We start from the raw sequence: 24,722 nt of genomic DNA on the forward strand, positions 1-24,722 counted from the left end.
AGATAGAAGGGACAACGAACTCATGACGCTAATGGAAAAATTCAAGCTGGCTGTCGCAGGCTATGATGCCGCTACCGTTCAGTCTATTGTAATTGAACCGCTGCTTATTGAACGTGGAGCTACTGGGCAGGTTGCACCTTATTTGCAAAAGAAGGGCTATCGCAACGTTTTAATCGTGTCCGACAGCATCACGTACGAAATAACTGGAAAAAAACTGGAAGAGGCAATTGCTGCTAGTGATATTTCCGTTAAGGCAACGCTGATCAAGCCTGACAAACAGGGAGATGTCATTGCGGACGAAGTATCCATTGTGCAGCTGCTGCTTGATATTCAGCATTATGCTGCGGAGGTAGTCATTGCGGCTGGTTCTGGAACGCTTCATGATATTACGCGTTATGCGGCCTATACGGCGGGCATTCCGTTTGTATCAGTCCCGACCGCTCCGTCTGTAGACGGGTTCAATTCCAAGGGAGCTCCAATTATTATTCGTGGTGAAAAGATTACGATCGCCGCGATTGGCCCGGACGCGATTTTTGCCGATCTCGATGTGCTGACGCAGGCTCCTGTCCCGATGGTTGCCGCAGGCTTTGGCGATATGCTCGGCAAATATACGTCCTTGTTCGATTGGTCCTACGGCTCGCTAGCGGGCGACGAAGCTTATTCGGATATCGTGGCGACGATTACGCGTGACGCTTTAATGCAGTGTGTGGAAAATGTAGAGCTGATTGCATCGCGCAGCGAAGAGGGCATTCGCGTGCTGATCAGCGCCTTGATCGAATCGGGCCTTGCTATGCTGCTGTTCGGGCAGTCCCATTCGGCCTCGGGCGCGGAGCATCATTTGTCCCACTACTGGGAAATGGAATATATTCGACTTGGCAATCGTCAACTGCTGCATGGAGCGAAGGTTGGCGTCGCATGTGCAGAAATTTCTGGGCTGTACCACCGCTTGGCTGCTGAGCAGGTGTCAGCGATTAGCGGCACGGAGCATGCGGAGCGCATCAGCCAGCTGATCGCGGAAATTCCGAATGAGGAGACGATACGCGGCTGGCTTAGTCTGGTTGGTGGTCCATCCACAACGGCTGAACTAGGTGTGAGCGATGAGCTGCTTGCCCGAAGCTTGAGTCAGGCGCATCTAGTGCGGCCAAATCGTTATACGCTGCTGAGAGCGTATAACGAAGGGGCGGGAAAGTAATATTTTTGTAGATAGAGAATAGAGTTGGGTCGTGGTGCGAATGTGAAGCTCCCATAAAAACCCTAGGGGATTCGCACCTCGAAATTTGTCGAATGACAACTGAAATGAGTCTATTCTTTAAAAGTCAAGAACTTTATGCGAACGTGTTAGCATTATTTTGATGTGATTTAGATAAATGGATGCCATAATGGCACTTATTTATCTATTTTTCGCTGTCGCACTCTGTGTGAGTGCGTGGATTGAAACGCTTTTATGCCAAACATATTGTTACATATGGAAGCGTCGCACTCTGTGTGAGTGCGTGGATTGAAACAAATCTTTAGACTTGGCCACAGATAACACCCTCTCGTCGCACTCTGTGTGAGTGCGTGGATTGAAACTGCAGAGTCTTTGCATGATCAATGATAAAAGGTAGTCGCACTATACATGTGCGCATGCAAAAATACTAATCTCCCCAATATGTTAAAGGCTTGTAGTATACTCCAGCTGCAAGCCTTTTTTTTGTGGAAAATGATCGATACATAGGGAAAATTGGAAGATAATAAATTTAAAAAAGTATACTGATTCCAATTTATAGTATACTGTACCTAGCGGAGTGATGCTTAAATCCTCCCATTCTTCCTTTTAGGTAAAATTTTTTATTTTTCGTGAAAAATCATTTGTGAGGTGAGATATTTGGACTTCAATAAGCGAATTCAACCACCTAATCCGAAAATGGTGAGGGATATTCTTGCCAAGCCTCCTGAAAAAGAGAGTACCGAGTCTTTCCTTATCAGTATTGTTACCCCTATGTTTGGAGGAGGGGAGCAGGCAGGAAAAGTCAACAAGGAAAGACCGGTTCGTGAATCTTCCATTCGTGGACATTTGCGCTTTTGGTGGCGGGCGACTCGGGGAGCTTTTTTCAAAACTGTAGGTGAGCTTAGGGAACGAGAGGTTCAGATTTTTGGCGACACATCAATTCCGAGTAATACCAAGATTCGGGTGAACTATGTCAAAGATGCTCGTTATGGAAATGCTACCAACTTAAATGAACAAAAAAAGCAGGTCATTAGCAAGGAATGGTCTTCATACGCACTTTTCCCTTACAGTCAAATGAATGGTATGAATATGTTAGCTTCATGTACCTTTGAATTGAATGTGCAGACTAGCGACCAAAAAATGATAAAAGATGAGCTTTATCCTGCCCTCTGGGCGTGGATTAATTTTGGAGGAATAGGCAGCAGAACAAGGCGGGGTTGCGGCAGTCTATATTGCGAAAATTTTTCTCCAAAGCTTTTTCCACAATATAAAACTTATGAAGAATGGTATAAAGGGGAAGTAGCCAGATTCAATATTGATATGGTCCCATCCGACAACAAACGGGAATGGGCGACCTTGCCTAGCGATATATGTGTTCAACAAAACGAAGGCAATATTATAGTTTTATGGAGGAATGCCATTGAGCAATTGAAATCCTTCAGGACCTACAAGGCTAACGGTAAACGGAGTGTTTGGCCGGAAGCTGATGCGTTGCGCGATATTACAGGTATGCGGGAAGCAAGGCATGATACGCACCCAAAAGATAAGGGTACTAACATTGCGTTTCCACGTGCTGCAATGGGACTACCAATTAATTTTCAATTCAAACAAGATCGTGAGCTATCCCGGTCACATTCCGACAAACGTGAACCCTACACGATACAGCTTCGTCCTGGTGGCAAAAACCGGCTTTCATCCCCGCTAATCATAAAGTCGCTTGCGACGAGTGAGACCATGGGCGTTGGGATAATCTTTCAATTAATTCATCCAGATTTGGAAGCTCTGGACATCGTTGTTTCAGAGGAATGGACCAAACAAAACGATAAACAATTAAACATAGTCAAGGAACGTATCAAAAAGTATACCCTCACACGAGAACATATTTATAAAGAGCTAAACTATTCCAAAAATCCTTATAAAAAAATAAACACAACTTCTGCAATTGAGGCATTTCTACAAAGTGAGGAGGTTAAACAGTGGAAATCGGAAACTCACAGCCAAAAGACCACACAATCTCGCACGAGAACCAACAAGTATCCCAGCAAAAAATAATGCTCTTCTCCATTGGTCCTGTGCAGGAATTTATTGCCCAGGCACGTAAGACGCGGGATCTGTGGTTTGGGTCGCATGTATTATCCGAGATTAGCAAGGCAGCCGCCCGTCAATTAGTGGAAGTTCACAAAGCCAGAATGATCTTCCCCTATTTAAATCAAGAAATGCTGGAACAAGGTGTTGATAACCTTATAGTTGCGAATAAAGTCGTTGCGATTGTTAATACCAGCAATCCGAAACAAGTCGCGTTGGATGTAAGACGGGCTGTGACCTTGAAATGGCTGAATTACGCTAAGGATGCCAAGGAACATCTGGGCACCAGCATCATTGGCCCCATGTGGGATAGACAAGTCAAGGATTTTGTTGAGTTTTATGCTGTGTGGTGTACTCTTCATCATGAGGATCAATATTCCGAAACGTTAAAAAAAGCAGAGCAACTTATGTCAGCACGCAAAACCTTGCGTGATTTTAAACCCAACGAACCCGCCGATTTGCTTGGTGATCCTAAATCCAGTCTGGATGGTGGAAGAGAGTCTGTTCTGAAATTAAAGAAAAATGGTGAATATCAGCGTTTAGGCATTAAGCCAAGTGAATATCTAGATTCCATTTCACTGGTTAAACGTGTTTCCAATCGCACTCTGGAAGAAAAAAGAAATTTTAGATCCGTATGCCAGGTTGCTTTTCGACAGTTTACAGATGCACTGGCTCAGGAACAGCACCAAAATCTTCGTGAGCAGGCGAACAGTTACATAAAAGAAATCGTCAGTAAACTGAAATCTATGGGGATGGAACAAAACAAACTAAATAAATTTGATTTAGAAAACGCATATGATTTCTTTTATCCGAATCGAATAGAAGAGGCCATTATAGAGCTGATGCCGGCAGTGAGGGCTTATCAAATGTTGGAAGACAACGTCCATATCCAACTGACTGATACCTTTACTGAAAAATTGAATAATTTACTCGCCAATACGAGTATGCGGCCTACATCCTATTACGCGCTGCTGGTTGGAGATGGCGACCATATGGGAGATTGCTTGCGAAATATGAAGTCGATTAAACAGCATCAGGAGTTCACACGTAAACTTTCCGATTTCGCTTCGGCTGTTGATACCATTGTTACAGAGAAATGCTCAGGGCAAATGATTTACAGCGGTGGTGACGATCTGATGGCCATTCTCCCGCTGCATCATTGTCTGAAAGCAGCACGTTCTATCCAACAAGCATTTACAAGTCAAATGAATGCAGCTGTACCTGAACATATTCGCCGCCCCACCTTATCTATTGGAGTAACCATTGTGCATATGGTGGAGCCGCTGGAACAATCGCTTAAGCTCGCGAGAGCTGCGGAGAAGCTGGCAAAACAGAAACGGAATGAACTGGCTGTTCATTTTCAAAAACGAAGCGGAAGTGAAGAAATGCGAGTTAGTCTTCCTTTTGAGCCGGATCCCGTGAAGAGCATCGTTCAGCTGCAGTTGTTATATAAAAAAGGATATATTTCATCTTCATTTGCCTATGATCTGAGAAAACTGCATACAGAATATCTCCAACTTGAGCAAGTGGGGTCAAGTATCCCGGACAATGAGCTGCTCCCATTGCTGGAGCTTGAAATTCGTCGTCTGCTTCTTAAGAAAAAAACAGAGGGAGTCCCTAAGGAAAAAGTCAGTGGATTCGTATTACGTAAAATCATGACTATTTTCGTCGGACTGTCATCAGCCGGAGAGTCTCAACAACAGCCCCTAAGCATGTTGAACCGACTTGCAGAACAAAGTATTCTCGCCATAACCCTTAAGAAAGTAGGTGAAACTGATGGAACATACGATTAAGATTCAACCACTTGATCCACTTATGATCCGTGATGGACGGCCTTTTGGCAAAACAGCAGGTGCCCGTGCACACACATTAGATACAGTTACTCCGGGGGTAGTAGCTGGAACACTACGAAGCTTGTTAAGGCAGGAAATTCTAAACAAGGATATATCAGTTTCCACAAATAAGAAAGGTTCCCCTGTTTCCCAAATAACTGTGCGCGGACCATTGTATACACTCGGGGAGAGTGTGTATTTCCCAATGCCCCAGGATGTGGGATTTTACGAACCCGATGCTTCTGATCAAGGAGCTGTGACTTTTTTGAGGAGGCCTGTCGAGGAAAAAGAACATCAAGATGAAATGGGATTTGGGTTTCTGGGCACAGGTGTAACCGGACTTCATGAAGACAAGCTTTGGCCTGTTCAGATGCCCGTAGAATTATTGAAACCTCTTAAATCACCTCCAGCCTACATTTCAGCGGATCTGATGATTAGATGGTTGTGTGATGAACTTAATGAGGAGCAGTGGAGTAAGAAGGTTGATTCCTGGGGATCGACAAAGCAAAGTAGCAGTTTTATTGAAGCGTTCCCTAAGGAAATTCGTACACACACGGCTATAGATGAAACAACTTATACGGCTAAAGATAAACAGCTATTCTCGACAGAGTCTCTTGTATTGCCCCCAGATTTATCGTTTATTGCCAAATTCAAAACACCGGAGTGGCTTGAGCTTACGAAAGATATTAATCAGTTACATTCATTTGGAGGTAAACGTCGGCTTGCCCATTTTCAAGAGTTAACTAGTACAGATTGTTCAGAAGATATCTGGACATGTCCCGATGCTATTTTACAAGCAGTAGAGAAACAGACTGTAACGCAACAAACCACCTATTTACGCATGGTGTTGGCTACACCTGCATTCTTCTCTAAAGGGTGGATACCTGGCTGGTTGGATGAGCATCTGGAATCAACGGACAAGCTGAAGCTTGATCACCAAGAACAATGCCCTCCGCTGGTTAAACTTAAGCTTCGTTGGGCCTGTGTTCCGCATTGGAATGCGGTATCCGGCTGGAGCTACGGAGCTAAGAAACCCAAGGCTGTGAGAAGGATGGCACCAGCTGGAAGTGTCTACTTTTTTGAAGTGCTGGAGGGGGATCCTGTGGAATTCGTCAGGAAATTTTGGCTGCAATCGATGTCAGACAGGGATCGTCGGCTTGCTTTTTTTGATAAGGAAGACGGTTATGGACTGGCTACATGGGGCATCTGGACCCCGCAGAAATCCAAGGAGGATACCCAATGAAAACAGATAATGTGATCTATATGCTGCATTGCATGACTCCGGTTCATGTTGGAGCAGGGCAAGGTGTTGGTGCAATTGATATGCCAATGATTCGAGAAAAAGTGACTCAGTGGCCATACATCCCCGGTTCAAGTATCAAGGGTGTGCATCGAGATTATTTCCGTAACAATGCTGGGCTATCTTCTGATGCTTATGTGAATATAGCTTTTGGAAAAGAAAGCTCTGGGAGTGATACGGACGGTGGCGCTGCAGGTGCGCTAGTGATGTCGGATGCCAGAATATTGGTCTTCCCTGTGGCGAGCGGTCATGGCACATTTGCGTATGTGACTTGTCCACTTGTTCTTAAGCGGCTGCATCGTGACTTAAAGGCTACCCATATGGACATGCCGGGAATTCACAATATTCTCGATAAAGTTAATCTTCTACAGAAAACCGCGCTTGTTCATGAAGACAGCAAGCTGTTATTTCAGGCAGAGGGGACAAATAGCGGCTCTTCAACGGATACATTGTCTCTGGATGAGTTTAAGTTTGAAGCTGAAAAAAATCCTGAATTTACGGAATGGGCATCCTCTCTGGCAAAGCAAATCTTTCCTGAAGATGATACCATTTCACAAACGATGTTAACTGAGCGAATTGTGTTGGTTAGCGACGAAGCATTTCAATATTTTGTAACAATGTGCAGTGAGATTGTACCCCGTATTCGAATGGATACCAACACAAAAACCGTTGGGCAGGGTGCATTGTGGAATGAAGAATATTTGCCAGCGGAAGCCATTCTATATGGAATCATATGGTGCGACACCAGTTTGAGTGGAAAAAGCAGTTTGAAAAATCAGGATGAAAATTTGTTATCAAAGCTTCCTGATCAAGCATTTCTCCAAATCGGTGGCAATGCTACTGTTGGCAAAGGGCGTGTACGTTGCAACTATATCCAGAGAGGTGCAGCCAAATGAAATCCATCACACATACCTATGCCGTTCAAGCTCTAAACAGCATACGCAACGTACAGATGAAGGAGCACGAAAAATACAGCAAAGACTATGGGAGATTGTGTATTTCTTTCCCTTCCATGGTACAGGTTAACGGACTGCGCTTAACCGTTGCTTTTTTTCAAAGTAAATCTGTTAAGGAGCCTTGTCATGCCGATTTTATAAATGATCTGGGGAAAGCCCTTGATACTGATCTATTTTCAGATTTGCCATCCGGGGTTACAGAATACGGAAAGCTGACCAAACATTCGCTGGATGCAGCGGTCTGGTTTAAACGATATGCAGAAGCTATTCTGAAAGTGGATGCGGCTGAAATGGCAGAAGACTAAGTTACAGGAGAGGAGGAAGCGAAATGAATGTATATCTGGCACTTTCGAAAGGATTTGGGCTTGAATCCGGTCGCTCCGACTCCCCGAACCTTTTGAATATTATTCAAAGTTCCCAGGACACGGGTAGCGCCAAAACAAGGTTTTATCAAGACGTCATTCGTCAGTCTAAAGAAAAGTGGGCATCTCCCTTATACCAGAAGGGCTATAAACTCCGTTATGATCAAATGAAGGAGGCCTTGGTGGGAAGTTTGTCTTCTAATCGTATAATTACGTTGGAAATGGAGAACGTTTCTCCAATGGTTGTCGGTCACGGAGGTGTATCAGTGCTCGAAACGTCGCTGATGCTGCACCGCACCTACGGTGTTCCCTATATCCCGGGCAGTACTCTGAAAGGGTTAACAGCCCAGTACTGTCGTCGCCTTCTTGGTGTAGATAATCCTTTGTTTCAAGAGGGACAGCCCTATTACACAGCTTTATTCGGATCAACATCCAACGCTGGATATATTGAATTCCATGATGCGTGGATCACGCCGGACAGCCTAGCCTCCTCCTTGTTGTTGGACGTTCTGACCCCTCATCATCAGAAGTACAATTCAATTCGACCAGACAATAAGCAAAACTATGCTGATTTCGCTCCGCGTGATGACGATGATCCTGTACCGATTCCGTTTCTCGCTGTGAGAGGTCAGTTCCGCATTATGCTCACTTGTCCGGATCATGCTTTGCCAGAGGATCATGCAGAGCAATGGCTGTCGATCGCCCAAGAGATTTTGATGCATGCACTTGAGAAAGAGGGCGTCGGGGGGAAAACAAATGCTGGATACGGCATAATGCGATTAAAAAAGGGGGAGGGGTAGGTAATCATGGCTAAAAATAAAAAACAAGCCAAGTCAGAGGAACAAGTGGAAAAGGATATTAAGAAAGAAGAGCAAGAAATTATCCGTGAGATTGGTCAAAATTATGTTCAATTGGAGAAGAGTATTTCCAGCCAACTGCGTGTAAGCATCAAAAAGCATCACGTAACCAATGGTACATTTCGTGAAGATATATGGAAGACACTTTTTGAGCAGATTATCCCTCGCAAATTTACGATTGAACAGTCCGTATTCATTATTGATTCCAATGGAAAAGTATCCAAGGAAGTTGATCTGGCTATTTTTGATGAACAGTATACCCCCTATATTTTTCGCCTGGGCCGTATTAAATATGTTCCGATTGAGGCTGTTGCTGTTGTCGTACAGTGCAAAAGCAACAATGTAACAGGAAAAAAGAACCTCCAGAATTTAACCGAATGGGCTGCAAGTATAACTAAACTGAGAACGTCGTTAAAATCAATTTCTAGGATGCATGCCTATATGGCTTTGGGCGAATATGCCTATGAAGTCAATAAAGATGGCGAGAGCTTGAATCTTGGAGATGGAAAATCTCTAACACAAACATCCACTCGTCCGATTCAAATTCTATGTCATATTCGGGACAAAAGTGCCAACGATTTCATTGAGCCTTTTGACATCAATATCTGCCCTGATGAGAACGGTGATCGCTTGAAAGTCAAAATCTCTTCGGACTTGAAAACACTACCTGCTTGGTACGATAAATTGAATCATGTGAATGATCAGAAATATAAAAACATTAGAGAGCCGTTTAAAGTGGACAATCAATCGAAAGATTTCAACGACGTTTTGAAAATTGATAATTACCGTGTCTATGGTGGAGCAGAAGGCGAAAAGGAAGAGATTTCCCTGCTTTCACTTACGTTTCAATTAAATCAATTACTTATGCTTATAAATAATCCAATTTTGTTCCCTCATATGGCTTATGTGAAAATGTTTAATGATGAGTTTGAACCGTCTGATGCAGGTGCGAATGTGAAGCTCACATGAAATCCCTAGGGGATTCGCACCTCGAAATTTGTCGAAACAAGGGTGAAATGAGTCGGTTCTTTAAAAGTCAAGACTTTTCTGTGGATATGTTAGCATTATTTTCTTGCGATTGAGACAATTGAATGCCATAATAACACTTATTTATCTGTTTTTCGCTGTCGCACTCTGTGTGAGTGCGTGAATTGAAACTTTCGCGATACCATGAGTTACTTCCCTTCAAGTCGTCGCACTCTTTGTGAGTGCGTGAATTGAAACATCGAAAATATTTTCGTCACCTACTAGCTATCGCCGTCGCACTCTATGTGAGTGCGTGGATTGAAACCACTGTCGTTCCCTCCCATGTATTCAGACCTGCTCGTCGCACTCTATATGAGTGGGTGAAATTTCACGTAATTAAGCTACTCATCTTAAAAGGTTAGGGGAAACTTGTTAAATCTGTTAATAGCCATATATCTAAAAGCATAAGAAGCTTTGTTGTATAAGGCTTCTTTTTGCTAAGTAACAATATTAATAAACATATTTTGATTCTCAAATAGGTTATGCTTTCTTTTCAAGCTAATATTTAACTGAGGGATTACATTTGGTCGATATGCCATATCCATTTCGAATGATGTGCCTTTATTGTCTTGGTGGAGCGAATAAACGATTGCCATATCAGGGTGTGTATGCATACGATAAAAGGGATATCGGCAACTTGGCGGACACAGAATCCGCTATTTAACCGGATAACGCTTCATTGAGAATTAGGCGGACACAGGAGCCGCTAATGCACTGCCAATTGCCCTTTTGAAGGAATGAGGAAGGCAATAGCGGATCTCCTGTCCGCGTACAGGCTGAAAACAAATAAAAAGCTAAAATAGCGGAACCTCAGTCCTTCTAAAAAGGAAACGGTTCCCATCTGACCATTCATTCACATTATCACTTCCTCCAGTCCGCGAACTTGAATAATTAGTTTAGAAGGTACGTGCCTCAAACAAATGTCCGATGCAATGTGGAGCAGAGCAACTTAGGTTTGTATAAGGATTCGTGGTCCAAATGAGCGTTCAATTTCATGACTATTAATCACCAAATAAACAAAAATAAGACCGCCAAAAGTCACAGGCGGTCACGCATTTTTATAACGATTCGTATTGGCTCCCCTAAGCGCAACAACTCTCAACCTCGTTGAACCCTACATATCTAAACATATCCGAACATATCCAGGCACTCACTCCATAACCATCAGCAATAAATGAATCGCCGCAATTATCCCCATTGGATAAATAAAGGCGCGCGAGAACGTATTTTTGAAGCCATTGCGCGGATGCTTTTCAAAAAAGAGATGCAAAATAGCATGGATGATAAAAAACAAATCCAGCACCCAAAACGTAACCGTCTGATAATCGCTGAATAGCAGAGCGAGTATGATCGTGTACATCGGAAGATGAATAAAGGTGAACACCTTATAGGCTTTCGCATCCTCCATATCCTTAAGGAAGATAAACAATCGCCATTCCGAATGGCGGATCGCATCCATTTCGTGGAGCAGAAATAAAGATAGATTGAACAAAAATAGCACAAGCAAAAAATCGGGCATAAGTGGCCTCCTACAATTTTATATCAGTACGATATTTCAGATACTTCAGCTTTAATTTATGTTGAAAATATATAAGCCGCCTTCTCTATACGTATAAATGACGACAAAGTAACAAAATAACCATTTTGAGGTATGTACAAAAAATGTCTGAACTCTTAATCTCATGAATAGGCAGGCAGTACTATGCCAATCGACGCACATATTTTCTCAGAGGCTTGACGCTTTCCGCGCTCCGCTATATGGTTAGAGCAGAGCATTAAAGAGAGCACATAGAGAGAAGAGGGCTGCGGCGTGTTATTTGTCCTAATTGCCTTATGGGGAATTGCTTTGATTTTGATGCTGTCCGACCCACGTTCGGTTGTGAGCAGGCGGCTTAGCGGGGTACCTTTTACGGGCGGAGCCGGGGCGATGTCTGTCGTGCTGGATGAGCGAATTATTCCTTATGTAAGTCAACATTATATGAATGAAACGGCTGACCAACTGTTGTACATGCTGCAAGCCTTTTGCTCGCTGCTGTCCTACTACGGCTTGCCGTACACCTTCCTGCTGTTTGCCCTAGCGTATCGTCCAATTGACCGTTTGCAGCCTTATGAGCGTGTATTGCCGCTGCTGCTGTTTATTCCGATTGCGGCCTGTCTGCTGTTTACACCGGGCTACATGGAAACGTATCCGATTACATTTACAGTTGTTGTCTGGTGGGCTGTGCCTTATGTAGCGGTCGGAGCTGTGAATATTTTATTGAAAAATCCGGGCTATTTGGCTCAAGCAAGACGCCACTGGATCGTATGCACATCGGTGCTGACTCCGGTGCTGTTTAGCGCAACGATGAATTATGTACTGCCAAGCCTCGGCTTCCTGCGGATGTGGGTGTACAATACCTGGTTTGTCGGCATAGGGGCGCTCGTTTTTGTTGTAGGTCTGTTTACCTACGGATTTCTGGGGGTGCGTGTATTTATCGACCGTCGCCGTCTGGATTCGACACTGCGAGCGGTTACATCAGGTACGGCTATTCTCAATCATGCGATTAAAAATGATGTCGGAAAAATGCGGCTCTTCGGCGAGAAGATGCGCGCTTACGCGGCATCCACGAACCAGGAGGAGCTGCTTGCCGATGCGGAGACGATGCTGCGGACGACGCGGCACATCCAGGAAATGATTGGCCGTGTCCATCATGGCACCGAGGATTTGGCGCTGAAGCCTACGCAGGAAGAGCTTGGGGAACTGCTGCTCATGACGCTTGAGCCGTATAAGCTGCTTGCCGAAGGCGTTCATTTTACAAGCAGCCTGCCTGATGGCTGGAGCTGTATGATTGACCGCGCGCAGGTTACCGAAGCTCTCGGCAATTTGATTTCGAACGCCATTGAAGCGATGGATGGCAAAGGCGCGCTGAGTCTTATAATGAAAGAGACGAAACGCGATATCATGATAGAGGTGCGCGATACGGGGCCGGGTATGGATCGTACGCAGACGGCCAAAGCGTTCGAGCCCTTTTATACGACCAAACGCGGGGGCAGTACGAATTTCGGCCTTGGCCTGCCATATGCGTATCATGTGATGCGCAAGCATGGCGGCTCTTTGCATATTCAGAGCAGGATAGGAGCAGGAACGCTCGTATCGATGATATTCAAGAAAAAGGCGATTCAGGCGCGGCACGTATCGGGGGCCGATTCTGCATCCGGGCACAAAGAGTCAGAGAGATAAATAGAAATAGACAGAGATAAGGCTGAGAGAAGGGGAACATGCCGATGGATAACATACAAGTATGGATTGTGGAGGACGACAAAGATTGGCTGCGCGGGCTAAAAGCTTTTCTAGCGGCCCAGCCGAACATTGAAGTCGTATTCACTTCGGATAATCCGCAGGAAGTACGGGATGCGCTCGCGGGCGAGCGCAAGGCGCCAGATGTCGTGCTAATGGATATTATGCTTGGTGATGAGCCTGCCGGCATTGAGCTGGCGGAGGCGACGGCGATGTCGACGGGAGCAAGGGTCATTATGCTGACGTCGATGGAGGAGAAGGAGCTGATTTTGCAAGCTTTTCAGGTGGGGGCGATCGATTACCAGATCAAATCCGACTTTGAATCGCTGCCTGCGGCAATAGCGGCGGCGGCAAAGCGCCAGTCTCCGATCAGTGCGGCGGCGGCGGAGCAGATGCGCGAGGAATTCCGCAGGCTGAAGCAGCTGGAGCGGGATTTTGAAGTGAAGAAGGTGCGCGATCTGATTACGCCTGCGGAGCTGCAATTGCTGGAGCTGGTCGATCAAGGCTATTCGCAGTCGCAAATGGCAGATAAGCTGTTCGTTTCCATTCGAACGGTCAAAAACCATATTAACCATATACTGAAGAAGCTGCAGCTGGGCGGCTCGAAAGAGGCTGCGCAGCAGGTGAAAGCGCTTGGTCTATTAGAAAAAGAAAATAAGGATGGAAATGGTACCACGTAAAGTTGGTACTATTTTTTTTGCCCTATTTTTCTAAAATAGAACTAAGACCAAGTCACAAAAATGCAGCTAAACGGAGGTACAACCAATGAATGTATGGATTCGCAAACAATGGACTTTGCTGCTCGGCGTGTTATTTGTCCTATCAGCGTTCGTCACTTTGTTCAAATATACGGTGGAGCAGGGCTGGGTAACGAATGCGATGAAAATCGGGCTGGGACTGCTGAGCGGTGCAGGCTTTGCCGCAGCAGGATTTTCGTTGATTAAGCGGGAAAAATGGCCGCTCGTCGGCGAGCTGTTAATCGGACTAGGTGCCTGCCTGCTTTATACGACGGCCGCTTTTGCCGGTGTCTATTATGAAATGTGGGACTCGATGACAGTGCTGCTGGGCATGACAGCCGTTACTGCGGCGCTTACGGTTTATGCTTACCGCTTTGAATCGCGTCTGCTAATCAATATTGCTTTAACGGGCGGCCTGCTGTCGCCACTGCTCATGCGTCCGGAAACGGATCAAGCATTTACTTTATTTCTGTATATGCTCGTGCTCAATTCCGCTTTTTTCTGGCTCAGCACGGTGAAGAGCTGGAATGAGCTCAGACTGACCTCTTTTATAGGAAGCTGGATCATGTATATCGTTTACTTTTTCACCTTCGATCCCGTAGTGGAAGGGGTATGGAATTTGCCGCTGCGCTACGCGCTCGCCGCATTTTTGTTTTATCAGATCGGCTTTCTGCTTGCTTCGCGGGCAAACAAGCAAAGCTTTGACGGGATGAATATGTTTGCGGGACTGTCCAATGGCGTTATTTTTGGCTTCTGGTCGCTGCTGCTCATTCATGGTGAAGTGCATTATGCATATCCGCTGGCGTTTATCGGCTTTGTGCTGCTGCTTGCCAGCTGGTTTATTCACTATCATATGAAGCGCATGGAGCCAGCCTCGGCTACGTATGGTTCTGCTGGTGTGCTGCTGATGCTGCTTGCGCTTAATCAGGTTGGCAGCGGTCTTGCTGTTAAACCGATCTTTAATGTGTTCCTATGGTCGGCTGTGGCCGCGTTGCTTGTATTAGCGGGCAAAAGGTTCCGCTGGCAAGCTTTGAATCTGGCATCGCTCATTATATGGTTTACGACGGTATGCTATTGGTACGTCATCACATGGTTTACACCGCGCGGCGAATGGTTCGGCGTCTTCATTCCGTTTCTGAACTGGGGCGCGATGGCATGGCTGGCGCTTGCGGCATTGGGCTTCTATTATTCGGCACGGGAGAAATTTGCGTCACTTGGCGATGCAGGCAATCGCGTAATGGGGAACATGTATGCGTTGTGCTCGCATTTAATAATCGGCGGTTTGCTGACTGTTCAAATGATTCGGTTGTTTCAGGAGCATCTTTACGATCTTCCAAGCTTCTATATGCAGCTCAGCCTGTCGGCTTCCTGGGGCGTATATGCGCTGCTGCTCGTATTGTGGGGCGTCAATCGCGGTCAATCGGTGTTCCGCTGGTTTGGCTTCTCGGTTTTGGGGCTGACAGCCATTAAAGCCATTTTCTTCGACCTGAACGGCCAGGAAAGCTTGTACAAGGTGCTTGTGCTGCTATTGCTGGGGGGAATCTCCTTCCTCATCGCTTGGATCAATGGCAAATGGAATAAAGTAAGAGAGCTTGGCGACCAGTCTTGGGAGCAGCATGGTGCAGACACTGATAACAAGAAAGATAATGTGTGAATGTCGGCTCATGAAAGATGAACAATTGGGGAATGAATAAAGCGGTGCGAAAGGCTTATTTTGATAAAAATCCAGCGGAAAAGCTTGACAAATCGAGGGGTAATATATTATTGTTACTTACGTAAAGTAATTAATATTACTTTGGTGTGCATCTAATCAAGCACGGAACTAAACCATTTAACTGGAGGTATTTGATTATGTCACAAAGCTTTTTGGAATCAGTGCAAGCAAGACGTACTTACTACGGAATTAGCAAAGAATCCGTTGTTTCTGATGAGAAAATCGTAGAATTGGTTAACGAAGCCGTTAAACATTCCCCTTCATCCTTTAACTCTCAAAGTGCTAGAGCAGTCGTTCTGCTCGGCGAAAATCATGATAAATTGTGGAGCATTGTGCTGGAGGCTCTTCGCGCAATCGTTCCTGCTGATCAATTCGCTTCGACAGAAGGCAGAATTGCTTCCTTCAATAATGGCTACGGCACGATTTTGTTCTTCGAGGATCACAATGTTGTTGCAGGCTTGCAGCAGCAATTCCCTTCGTATGCTGACAACTTCCCGCTTTGGTCGCACCAATCTTCGGGCATGCTGCAATTTGTAGTATGGAATCTGTTGGAAGAAGTAGGCTTCGGCGCTTCCCTGCAGCATTACAACCCGCTGATCGACGAAAAGGTGAAATCGACATTTGGCCTGCCAGAATCATGGGGCCTGATTGCGCAAATGCCTTTCGGCAAGCCGACAGCAGAGCCAGGCGAGAAAACATTCCAGCCGCTTGAAGATCGCGTTAAAGTATTCAAATAAGCTTTAATATAGAACGAATAAGCTTAAAATAGAACCTAAACAACCTCCGAAGCAAGCTTGGGAGGTTGTTTTTGTGCGCTATTCGCTAATCCTCCAATCGAATAAACTTGCGTATTTTACGATTTGCTGGCGAATAGGGGTAAAAACATGTACAATAAAAACCGATACATCATTATAGAGCTTTTTTAAAATATAAGCATTTATAAGTTTTCCCTTATAAATAGGCTTATATTTCATCGCGAAACGGTTACTTTGCCGCCAAAGGACGGCTTCAGCCGTTTACGCTTAGACCAGCAGAGCCAAGCGATTTGGTTCAAGGAGGAAATTATGAGTATCGATCCGCGCATTATGAAGCAAATGATCAAGACACAGCTTGCTCCTAATCTTGACTTTAAGACAGTAGCGAATCCGCTAGGCACGAATAAGGACAAAAGTGTAACTTCATTGTTCGACATGCTGCTGTCCCAATATATGCATGAAGCTTCGAATGGCTCAAGTAAAGACACGGATGTATCCGCTCAAGCGTCCGAGGCGCTGGCGCAGCTTGCCAGCTTGAATAACGCTTATCAGGCGGAGGGCGAGACGTTTGCAGCTGGCTCGACTGACTATGATGCAATGATTGCCCAGGCAGCAGCCCAATATGGCGTAGATCCCGCTTTGATCCGCGGCGTCATTCGCACGGAGTCCGGTTTCCAGCCAGATGTCGTATCCGGTGCAGGCGCCAAAGGGCTCATGCAGCTAATGGACGGCACGGCACGCGGCCTTGGCGTAACAGATTCCTTAAATCCGCAGCAAAATATCGATGGCGGGACCCGTTATTTATCCTTTCTACTTCGCAAATACAATGGCAATGAGCAAGTAGCTCTAGCCGCGTACAATGCCGGCCCAGGTCGTATCGACCGTCTCGGTATTAAGACAGACAGCGAATTGATGGCGAATTTGGACAAGCTTCCTGAGGAAACGCAGCGCTATATTGTGAAAGTACAAGCAGCACGTTACTAAGGAGCTGCGAGGAAATGAGTACCCGCTTTTGTCAACAAATTAGCGGTACTTTATTTCGTCGCAGTCTCTAGGCTGTAAAAGCACTTCTTTTAGATCACGAATGGCAACCCGCTTGCCGTCGCTGATCTTTTTATTTTTTTAGTAGGAAAGGAACGTTCGGCTCATGTTATATTTCGATCATTGCGCATCTTCGCCTCCTTACGAGGAGGTTATTGATACGCTGACTGAGGTGATGAAGGCGCATTATGCAAATCCATCATCGATTCATCATGCCGGTGCAGACGCAGATAAGCTAATCTCGCGCTCACGCTCGCTACTTGGCGAGCTGCTTGGCGTAAAGGCTGAGGAGTGGCTGTTCACTTCTGGCGGCACGGAGAGCAACAACCTCGCGATTAAAGGAGCGGCAAAGCAGTACCAGAGCCGCGGCAAGCATCTAATTACGACCCAAATGGAGCATGCCTCCGTCTACGATACGTTCAAGCAGCTGGAGCAGGAAGGCTACGAGGTCACTTATTTGCCCATTGACAAGGCGGGGCAGGTAGACCTGGAAGCGCTGCGGATGGCTTTGCGCGACGACACGATTCTCGTCAGCATTATGCATGTGAATAATGAAGTTGGCAGTGTGCAGCCACTCGCAGACATTGGCAAGCTGCTGCAAGGGCATCCACGCACGCTATTGCATGTGGACGCGGTGCAAAGCATCGGCAAGCTGCCGATTGATTTGCGAGGCTGGGGTATTGATCTGCTCAGCGGCTCTGCGCATAAGCTGCGCGGACCCAAAGGGATCGGCTATTTGTATGTCCGCGAGGGTGTTACCCTGACGCCGCTGCTTTCAGGCGGCTCGCAGGAGCAGGGCATGCGCGCGGGGACGCAAAATGTGCCCGGCATCGTAGCTTCAGCGAAGGCGCTGCGCATGGCGATGCAATCGGCGCCGGAGCGGCGCGAGCGGATGTACCGTCTGCGCCAGCAATTGACGGATTTCGTTGAGGCTGCGCCGGAGCTGAGCTTGACTGGCGGAGCGCCGGAGAGCATGGCGCCGCATATTGTCCATTTTTCCTATCCGGGCATGAAGCCGGAGGTTGTCGTTCACATGCTGGAGCAGCATGGCATTATCGCTTCTACGAAGTCGGCCTGCTCCTCGCGCGACAATAAGCCAAGCCGAGTGCTGCTTGCGATGGGACTAGGGCAGGAACGGGCAGCCAGCGGCGTAAGAATTAGTCTGGGCGACGAGCATACGGAGCAGCATATTTCGCAGCTGTGCGAAATGCTGCGCCTTACAATTAGCAAGCTTAAGCCGCTTGAAAGGAGCGCAAGGTAAAGTGATGTATGATAAAGTGATTATTCGCTACGGCGATCTGGCTATGAAGGGACGCAACCGCGGGATGTTCGAGAAGCGGATGCTCCAGCAGCTTCAGCTGCGATTGAAGGATTTCGCCGCGCTGACGTATTCGAAAATGTTCGGCCGGCTTTATATTAATTTGAACGGGGAAAATTATGCACTCATCGCGGAAAAGGTCAAGGACGTTTTCGGTATTTCCACCTTTAGTCCAGTCGTAAGCGTTCAGCCGGAGCTTGCGGAGATTCGGGCAGCAGCGCTTGCGCTGATGAAGGCCATCCCGCAGGAGCCAGCGACCTTTAAAGTAAGCGTTAAGCGCGCATGGAAGAAGTTCCCGCATACGTCGCAGGAGATGAACCATTTGGTTGGGGCGCATGTGCTGCGTGCGATGGAAAATTTGAAGGTGGATGTCAGGAAGCCCGAGGTGGAGCTGAAGGTTGATATTCAGGAGGAAGCGGCCTATATTTTCAACGAGGTCGTTGACGGTCCTGGCGGCTTTCCATTTGGGACGAACGGCAAGGCGATGCTGCTGCTTTCTGGCGGCATTGACAGTCCGGTAGCGGGCTGGATGGCGATGCGCAAAGGGCTGGAGCTTGAAGCGGTCCATTTCCACAGCTATCCGTTTACGAGCGAGAAGGCGAAGGAGAAAGTGATTGAGCTTGCTAAAAGGCTTTCCTATTACAGCGGCGCTCCGCTTAAGCTGCATCTGGTGCCTTTTACGGAAGTTCAGACGACGCTGGCCCAGTCAGGACAGGACCCGCTTATTATTACGCTGATGCGCCGGGCGATGCTTCGCATTACGGAGCGTCTTGCGGAGCTCAATCACGCTCATGGCATTGTAACAGGCGAAAGCTTGGGCCAGGTAGCAAGCCAGACGCTCGTCAGCATGGATGTCATTGGGCGGGCGACCGTGCTGCCGCTGCTTAAGCCGCTTGTAATGATGGACAAGCAGGAAATTATTAATGAGGCGGAGCGGTTGGGCACGTTTGCCACATCGATTTTGCCTTATGAGGATTGCTGTACGTTGTTTTTGCCGAAATCCCCAAGCATTAAGCCGAATTTGCGGTTTGTGGAAAAGGTTGAAGGTTATTTGAATCAGCAAAAAAATCTGGATCAGCTGCTGAATGAAGCCGTGCAGCAAACGGAAGTGATGTTTCTTACGCCAGAGGACCCGGAGCCGGAAGCAAGTGCCGGTGAAGACCGTTGGTTCTAATAGCAACGAATAGCGGCTTGCTGTAAGCTGCTTCCATGTATAGACCGTCTCACCATGAAAAGGGTAAGGCGGTCTTTATTTGTTAAGAGGCAGGAAAGCAGAGTGGCCCGCTTTAGGCTTTCCGGCATATTCGCCCCAGCTTGGACATACAGGTGGTAGTATAGGGGGCGAGTATAATGGACAGCTTTTTTATATTTATGCAGATCATTCTGATTAATCTTCTGCTAAGCGGCGATAATGCTATTGTAATTGCAATGGCGAGCAAGCATCTGCCAGAGCAACAGCGCAAGAAGGCGATTTGGTGGGGAACAACGGCTGCTGTTGTCCTGCGCTGCGTGCTGACGATGGCGGCGATTTCCTTGCTGCAGACACCGTTCTTGCAAGCCATTGGCGCTGTAATGCTGTTTTATATTGCCGTAAAGCTGCTAGCGGATGCGGGCGAAATGGGTGGCGAAGGCGGAGCTTCGCATAAAATAGGCCGAGCGAACTCGCTGCTTGCCGCGGTATGGACAATCGTGACGGCTGATTTTATTATGAGCCTTGATAATGTGCTTGCAATAGCGGCCGTGGCGAAAGGGGAGACCCTGCTATTGATTGTAGGAATCGCTTTAAGCATCCCGATGATCATTTGGGGCAGCCATATACTGACGAAGCTGCTGCAAAAATTTCCTTCGCTCATTTATATTGGCGCCGGGCTGCTCGGTTTTGCGGCTGGAGGCATGCTTGTGCATGATCCAGGCATGCACCGCCTGCTATTCAGCAGCTCAGCCACCGCTACTCAGGCGATTCCGCTGCTGAGCATCCCGTTCGTCATTATTATCGGCATCCTGATGCGCCGATCGGCGGTGTCGTAAGCCGTTATGCGTGCCAGAGGAGTCGGCAGCAGGAGTTCGGAAAGGCACAAAACGGCAGTACAAGCGTTTGTTGATTTTGTAAAACTCCTACAGGGAGAGGGCGTTTTGGGCGCTTTGCTAATTTTTTTTTCATGTTGCCATAGTTGCACTGGTATTTTCACTTCACTTCCTTTAAACTAGTAAAGATAAAAACTGTCGTCTTTCGTCAGGATATGCGTAAGGCGTTGTAAGGAGCGGAAGCGCGGATGCCTAACAACAAATATTCCGCTGGAATTATTGTGCTGCTGGCTGGTATCGTAATATTGCTTGGCAAACTGGGTGTGTTCAGCTTTTTGGGATCCAATTTTTGGCCGCTTCTCGTTCTTATTCCGGGAATTCTGCTGCATGTGCTGTATTTCGGCAGATTGTTACCGGCAGTTGTTCTTATTCCGGGAGGCATGCTGATCGTTTATTCGATCTTGTTCATGCTTTGTATCATGTTCGGATGGGAAACGCTCAAATATGTTTGGCCGCTGTTTATAACGGGTGTAGCGGTTGGGCTGTACGAGTACCACTTGTTCGGCGCATCCCGCGAACGCGTTTTTTTTAACGCCTCCGCCATTCTCGCTGTTACATCGGCTGTACTGCTGATTTTGGCGCTCGTTTGGAGCTGGGGGATATATGCGATTGCTATTATCCTGATTGCGGCCGGAGCATGGATGATGATGGGGAAACGATCCCGCTGGTAGAAGGCAAGCAATCGGTTAGGATTATACAAAATTAGACAAATGGAGTGGATTATTAGTTATGCAAGCAAGAGAGAACATTCGGAACATCGCGATTATCGCGCACGTTGACCACGGCAAAACAACATTGGTTGACAAACTGCTTCAGCAATCAGGAACTTTCCGTGAGAACGAAGCGGTTCAGGAGCGTGCGATGGATTCCAACGATCTAGAGCGTGAGCGCGGAATTACAATCTTGGCGAAAAATACTGCGATTACGTACAAAGATTATTTGATCAACATCGTTGATACACCAGGACATGCTGACTTTGGTGGCGAGGTTGAACGTATTATGAAAATGGTTGACGGCGTATTGCTCGTCGTTGATGCTTTCGAAGGCTGTATGCCGCAAACGAAATTCGTATTGCGCAAAGCATTGGAATCGAACCTGAAGCCAATCGTAGTATTGAACAAAATTGACCGTCCTAATGCTCGTCCATCAGAAGTTGTGGATGAGGTGCTTGACCTGTTCATCGAGCTAGGTGCAAGTGATGAGCAGCTGGAGTTTAATGTCGTTTATGCTTCCGCATTGATGGGTACTTCCAGTCTTGACCCTGACAAACAAGATGAAAACATGGAAGCGATGTATGAAACGATCATCAACCATATTCCTTCGCCAACAGAGAATGTAGAGGAGCCGCTGCAATATTTGGTGACGCTGCTTGACTATAATGAATACTTGGGTCGTATTGCGGTTGGCCGTGTAAACCGTGGTATCGTTCGTCAAGGACAAACCGTTGCCGTTATGACGCGTGATGGCGGCAAGAAGCAGGCTAGAATCGAGAAGCTGTTCGGCTTCCAAGGTCTGAAACGGATTGAAATCGAAGAAGCAGGCGCTGGCGACATTGTAGCGATTGCAGGCATTAAAGATATTAACATCGGTGAAACGATTGCTGATCCAGCGAATCCGGAAGCTTTGCCAGTTCTGAAAATTGACGAGCCTACGCTGCAAATGACGTTTCTTGTCAACAACAGTCCTTTTGCTGGTCGCGAAGGCAAATGGGTTACTTCCCGTAAACTCCGTGAGCGTCTGTTCAAAGAGCTTGAGACGGATGTTGCTTTGCGCGTAGATGAAACGGAGAGCCCGGATGCATTTATCGTATCGGGACGTGGTGAGCTTCACTTGACGATTCTGATCGAGAATATGCGTCGCGAAGGCTTTGAGATGCAAGTATCGAAACCTGAAGTAATCATTAAGGAAATTGACGGCGTGAAGCAAGAGCCTTACGAGGGGCTGATCATTGACGTGCCAGAAGAAAGCATGGGCGCGGTTATGGAGAGCCTTGGCTCGCGTAAAGCTGAAATGGTCAACATGGTGAACAATGGCACAGGCCAAGTTCGCTTGGAGTTCATCATCCCAGCTCGCGGTCTGATCGGCTACCGTACTTCTTTCCTTACCCTTACACGCGGCTACGGCATTATGAACCATGCGTTTGACAGCTACGGTCCGCTTGCTGGTTCTGGTGTTGGTGGACGTCACCAAGGCGTGCTTGTTGCTACTGAGAATGGCGTAACGACGTTCTACGGCATGATGGGCGTAGAGGATCGTGGTATTCAGTTCCTGGAGCCAGGTACTGAAATTTACGAAGGCATGATCGTTGGCGAGCACACGCGTGACAACGATATCGTCGTTAACATCTGTAAAGAAAAGCAATTGACGAATATTCGTTCCGCTGGTAAAGATGATACAGTTAAACTCAAAACTCCTCGCCTGTTCTCCCTGGAGAGCGCGCTTGAGTATTTGAACGATGACGAATATTGCGAAATTACGCCGAAGTCGATTCGTCTTCGTAAAAAAATCTTGAACAAAAGCGAACGCGAGCGTGCAGAAAAACAACGCAAAACATCACAAGCTGGCGTTTAAGGCGCTAGCCGCCTGATTGGAGGTTTAACGGCATGCAGCAATGGTTTAGTGAACATTGGGTCGTTTCTTATTTGCTCATATTAGGATTCACGATTTATATTTTCAATACCGTGTTTCGGGCGAATAATGCGAAGCTGCCAATTCTAAAGGAAGTACTGGTTTACATTTTGATCGTATTCGGTTCTTTCGTGCTTTGGATTTTACAGGTGGATTCGCTGCCGATTATTCAATGTATGGGAATTGCTGTATTAATGATGCTTATGCTTCGCGGTCGCCAGCTGTATGACAAGCTGCAAAGTAAACGGGCAGACAAGCACGCTGTAAAGGAATCAGACTCCGGAAGTAACGGCATATGAGACGTTAGCGTGTTCTTAAGATCGGATCTGCCTTCTGCAGCAGCGATATCCGCGAGAATTCGTGGGTATCGCTGCTTCTTTGCGTAAAGAGGACAGAAACGAAATACAAAGGATTTGAAGGTGGCTGCTATGACCGAAGGCTCTAAAGGATTACCCCCAAGAACGGCTGCAAGCAGGCCGGGTGGTGCGAAGAAAACAGCTCCAAAGCCTAAGAAGAAAAAGAAAAAAGGCAGCATATGGATTAAAATTATGTTTGCTGTGCTTTCCGTTCTTATTTTAATTATGCTCTATGTCGGTTATCTTGCTTATGTGGCTACCAATGCGGTTGATACGATTGGTTCAGCGAATAATATTGTCGTGCCGGAAGAGGAGTCCGTTAAGAAAAAGCCTACGGGCATGGTGCTGCTCGGTATTGATTCTCGTGAAAATGGCGGAGGTTTAAATACCGACGTTATGCTGGTCGCTATTTTTAACCCGAATACAAAATCAGCCTCCGTCGTCTCGATTCCACGGGATTCGGTGCTGCAAGTAGAGGGCTATCGCGAGCGGAAGGCGAATGCGAATTACAGCACTTTCTTCAATAATGCCCGTACTGAGAAGAAAATGGACAAAGAGGCGGCAGAGAAGGATGCAAAGAAAGAAATGCGTGATATGCTGTCGAAATATTTTGGCGTTGATTTGAAGTATACCGGCATTATTAACTTTAAAGGCTTCACCGATGTTGTTGATGCGCTTGATGGCGTTGAGGTGAATGTTGATATGGATATGCGTTACCGGGATACGGCCGATGGCACAAACATTAATTTGAGCAAGGGCCAGCAGGTGCTTGATGGAAAAAATGCCCTCGATTATGTGCGTTATCGCAAATCGAATCAGGGAACAGCCGAATCCAGCGACTTCGACCGCAATCGTCGGGAGATGGAAGTCATCGGAGCGATTTTTGATAAAATGAAATCGTTTGAGGGCGTTACGAAATACGATAAGGTTATCGGCGCAGTCGGTACTAATTTGACGCTCGATATGCCTCCATCTGAAATTAAAAATATGCTGAGTACATATTTGGGCATGGGCAGCTCCGATATTGCGTTCCAAGCGTTAAACGGAACGTGGAAGAGCCCTTATGTATATGTTGATTCAACATCCCTTGAAGAAGCGCGTGCGGTGCTTCAGGCAAAAATGGCTGAATAACCATAGACGCTGGATTCAATAATGGCTATAATAGGAGCTAAGGATACCGAAT

General features: G+C 46.7%; 21 protein-coding genes and 1 CRISPR repeat array. Of the genes, 20 read left to right on the forward strand and 1 reads right to left on the reverse strand.

What is annotated here, in order from left to right; genetic code table 11:
• The first annotated feature begins 22 nt into the window (after positions 1 to 22).
• The 8 genes from MHB80_RS10845 to MHB80_RS10880 all read left to right on the forward strand — a co-directional run bounded on the left by MHB80_RS10845 (position 23) and on the right by MHB80_RS10880 (position 9,571).
• Complete coding sequence (locus MHB80_RS10845; RefSeq protein WP_341282147.1) at positions 23 to 1,192, forward strand: sn-glycerol-1-phosphate dehydrogenase; 1,170 nt, start codon at positions 23 to 25, stop codon at positions 1,190 to 1,192.
• A gap of 214 nt (positions 1,193 to 1,406) precedes the next feature.
• A CRISPR array of direct repeats spans positions 1,407 to 1,638; the repeat unit is 32 nt; unit sequence GTCGCACTCTGTGTGAGTGCGTGGATTGAAAC.
• A gap of 229 nt (positions 1,639 to 1,867) precedes the next feature.
• Positions 1,868 to 3,262 (forward strand): type III-B CRISPR module RAMP protein Cmr1, encoded by a 1,395-nt coding sequence (gene cmr1, locus MHB80_RS10850; RefSeq protein ID WP_341282148.1) that lies wholly within the window; start codon positions 1,868 to 1,870, stop codon positions 3,260 to 3,262.
• Positions 3,187 to 5,088: a type III-B CRISPR-associated protein Cas10/Cmr2 gene (cas10, locus tag MHB80_RS10855; protein ID WP_341282149.1), complete on the forward strand. Its 1,902-nt coding sequence runs from the start codon at positions 3,187 to 3,189 to the stop codon at positions 5,086 to 5,088. The genes cmr1 and cas10 overlap by 76 nt, the downstream gene beginning before the upstream one ends.
• Entirely contained in the window at positions 5,072 to 6,370 is a 1,299-nt protein-coding gene (gene cmr3 / locus MHB80_RS10860; RefSeq protein ID WP_341282150.1) for a type III-B CRISPR module-associated protein Cmr3, read from the forward strand. Before cas10 ends, cmr3 begins: the two co-directional genes overlap by 17 nt.
• Positions 6,367 to 7,323, forward strand: coding sequence for a type III-B CRISPR module RAMP protein Cmr4 (cmr4, locus tag MHB80_RS10865; RefSeq protein ID WP_341282151.1), 957 nt, complete (start codon positions 6,367 to 6,369; stop codon positions 7,321 to 7,323). Before cmr3 ends, cmr4 begins: the two co-directional genes overlap by 4 nt.
• A complete protein-coding gene (gene cmr5, locus MHB80_RS10870) occupies positions 7,320 to 7,688 on the forward strand; it encodes a type III-B CRISPR module-associated protein Cmr5 (RefSeq protein ID WP_341282152.1) in 369 nt (122 codons plus the stop codon). The genes cmr4 and cmr5 overlap by 4 nt, the downstream gene beginning before the upstream one ends.
• Before the next feature lie 23 nt (positions 7,689 to 7,711).
• On the forward strand, positions 7,712 to 8,545 hold the full coding sequence (cmr6, locus tag MHB80_RS10875) for a type III-B CRISPR module RAMP protein Cmr6 (protein WP_341282153.1): 834 nt from the start codon (positions 7,712 to 7,714) through the stop codon (positions 8,543 to 8,545).
• A 6-nt stretch (positions 8,546 to 8,551) separates the two neighbouring features.
• The gene (locus MHB80_RS10880; RefSeq protein WP_341282154.1) at positions 8,552 to 9,571 is read left to right on the forward strand and encodes a DUF6602 domain-containing protein; all 1,020 of its coding nucleotides are present in this window, start codon (positions 8,552 to 8,554) and stop codon (positions 9,569 to 9,571) included.
• Between the two features lie 1,207 nt (positions 9,572 to 10,778).
• Here the strand turns inward: MHB80_RS10880 and MHB80_RS10885 are convergent.
• The gene (locus MHB80_RS10885) at positions 10,779 to 11,147 is read right to left on the reverse strand and encodes a DUF6713 family protein (RefSeq protein WP_341282155.1); all 369 of its coding nucleotides are present in this window, start codon (positions 11,145 to 11,147) and stop codon (positions 10,779 to 10,781) included.
• A 291-nt stretch (positions 11,148 to 11,438) separates the two neighbouring features.
• On the opposite strand from MHB80_RS10885, the gene MHB80_RS10890 reads away from it, so the two are divergent.
• The 12 genes from MHB80_RS10890 to MHB80_RS10945 all read left to right on the forward strand — a co-directional run bounded on the left by MHB80_RS10890 (position 11,439) and on the right by MHB80_RS10945 (position 24,670).
• The gene (locus MHB80_RS10890; protein WP_341282156.1) at positions 11,439 to 12,848 is read left to right on the forward strand and encodes a HAMP domain-containing sensor histidine kinase; all 1,410 of its coding nucleotides are present in this window, start codon (positions 11,439 to 11,441) and stop codon (positions 12,846 to 12,848) included.
• A gap of 44 nt (positions 12,849 to 12,892) precedes the next feature.
• Positions 12,893 to 13,585: a response regulator transcription factor gene (locus MHB80_RS10895; protein ID WP_341282157.1), complete on the forward strand. Its 693-nt coding sequence runs from the start codon at positions 12,893 to 12,895 to the stop codon at positions 13,583 to 13,585.
• A gap of 85 nt (positions 13,586 to 13,670) precedes the next feature.
• Complete coding sequence (locus MHB80_RS10900; protein ID WP_341282158.1) at positions 13,671 to 15,296, forward strand: DUF2339 domain-containing protein; 1,626 nt, start codon at positions 13,671 to 13,673, stop codon at positions 15,294 to 15,296.
• A 197-nt stretch (positions 15,297 to 15,493) separates the two neighbouring features.
• Entirely contained in the window at positions 15,494 to 16,093 is a 600-nt protein-coding gene (locus tag MHB80_RS10905; protein ID WP_341282159.1) for a nitroreductase family protein, read from the forward strand.
• 327 nt (positions 16,094 to 16,420) lie between these two features.
• Positions 16,421 to 17,095 carry a lytic transglycosylase domain-containing protein gene (locus MHB80_RS10910; protein ID WP_341282160.1) on the forward strand — a complete coding sequence of 225 codons (675 nt, stop codon included), beginning with the start codon at positions 16,421 to 16,423 and terminating at the stop codon, positions 17,093 to 17,095.
• Positions 17,096 to 17,258: 163 nt separating this feature from the next.
• Positions 17,259 to 18,413: a cysteine desulfurase family protein gene (locus MHB80_RS10915; protein ID WP_341282161.1), complete on the forward strand. Its 1,155-nt coding sequence runs from the start codon at positions 17,259 to 17,261 to the stop codon at positions 18,411 to 18,413.
• Between the two features lies 1 nt (position 18,414).
• Entirely contained in the window at positions 18,415 to 19,644 is a 1,230-nt protein-coding gene (gene thiI / locus MHB80_RS10920) for a tRNA uracil 4-sulfurtransferase ThiI (protein WP_341282162.1), read from the forward strand.
• Between the two features lie 176 nt (positions 19,645 to 19,820).
• Entirely contained in the window at positions 19,821 to 20,498 is a 678-nt protein-coding gene (locus MHB80_RS10925) for a TerC family protein (protein WP_341282163.1), read from the forward strand.
• A gap of 245 nt (positions 20,499 to 20,743) precedes the next feature.
• Positions 20,744 to 21,226 (forward strand): hypothetical protein, encoded by a 483-nt coding sequence (locus MHB80_RS10930; protein WP_341282164.1) that lies wholly within the window; start codon positions 20,744 to 20,746, stop codon positions 21,224 to 21,226.
• A 58-nt stretch (positions 21,227 to 21,284) separates the two neighbouring features.
• Positions 21,285 to 23,126 carry a translational GTPase TypA gene (gene typA / locus MHB80_RS10935; RefSeq protein ID WP_341282165.1) on the forward strand — a complete coding sequence of 614 codons (1,842 nt, stop codon included), beginning with the start codon at positions 21,285 to 21,287 and terminating at the stop codon, positions 23,124 to 23,126.
• 32 nt (positions 23,127 to 23,158) lie between these two features.
• Complete coding sequence (locus MHB80_RS10940; protein ID WP_341282166.1) at positions 23,159 to 23,482, forward strand: YlaH-like family protein; 324 nt, start codon at positions 23,159 to 23,161, stop codon at positions 23,480 to 23,482.
• A gap of 129 nt (positions 23,483 to 23,611) precedes the next feature.
• Entirely contained in the window at positions 23,612 to 24,670 is a 1,059-nt protein-coding gene (locus MHB80_RS10945; protein ID WP_341282167.1) for an LCP family protein, read from the forward strand.
• Positions 24,671 to 24,722: the final 52 nt, after the last annotated feature.

Source organism: Paenibacillus sp. FSL H8-0537 (assembly GCF_038051995.1).
Lineage (GTDB): Bacteria > Bacillota > Bacilli > Paenibacillales > Paenibacillaceae > Pristimantibacillus.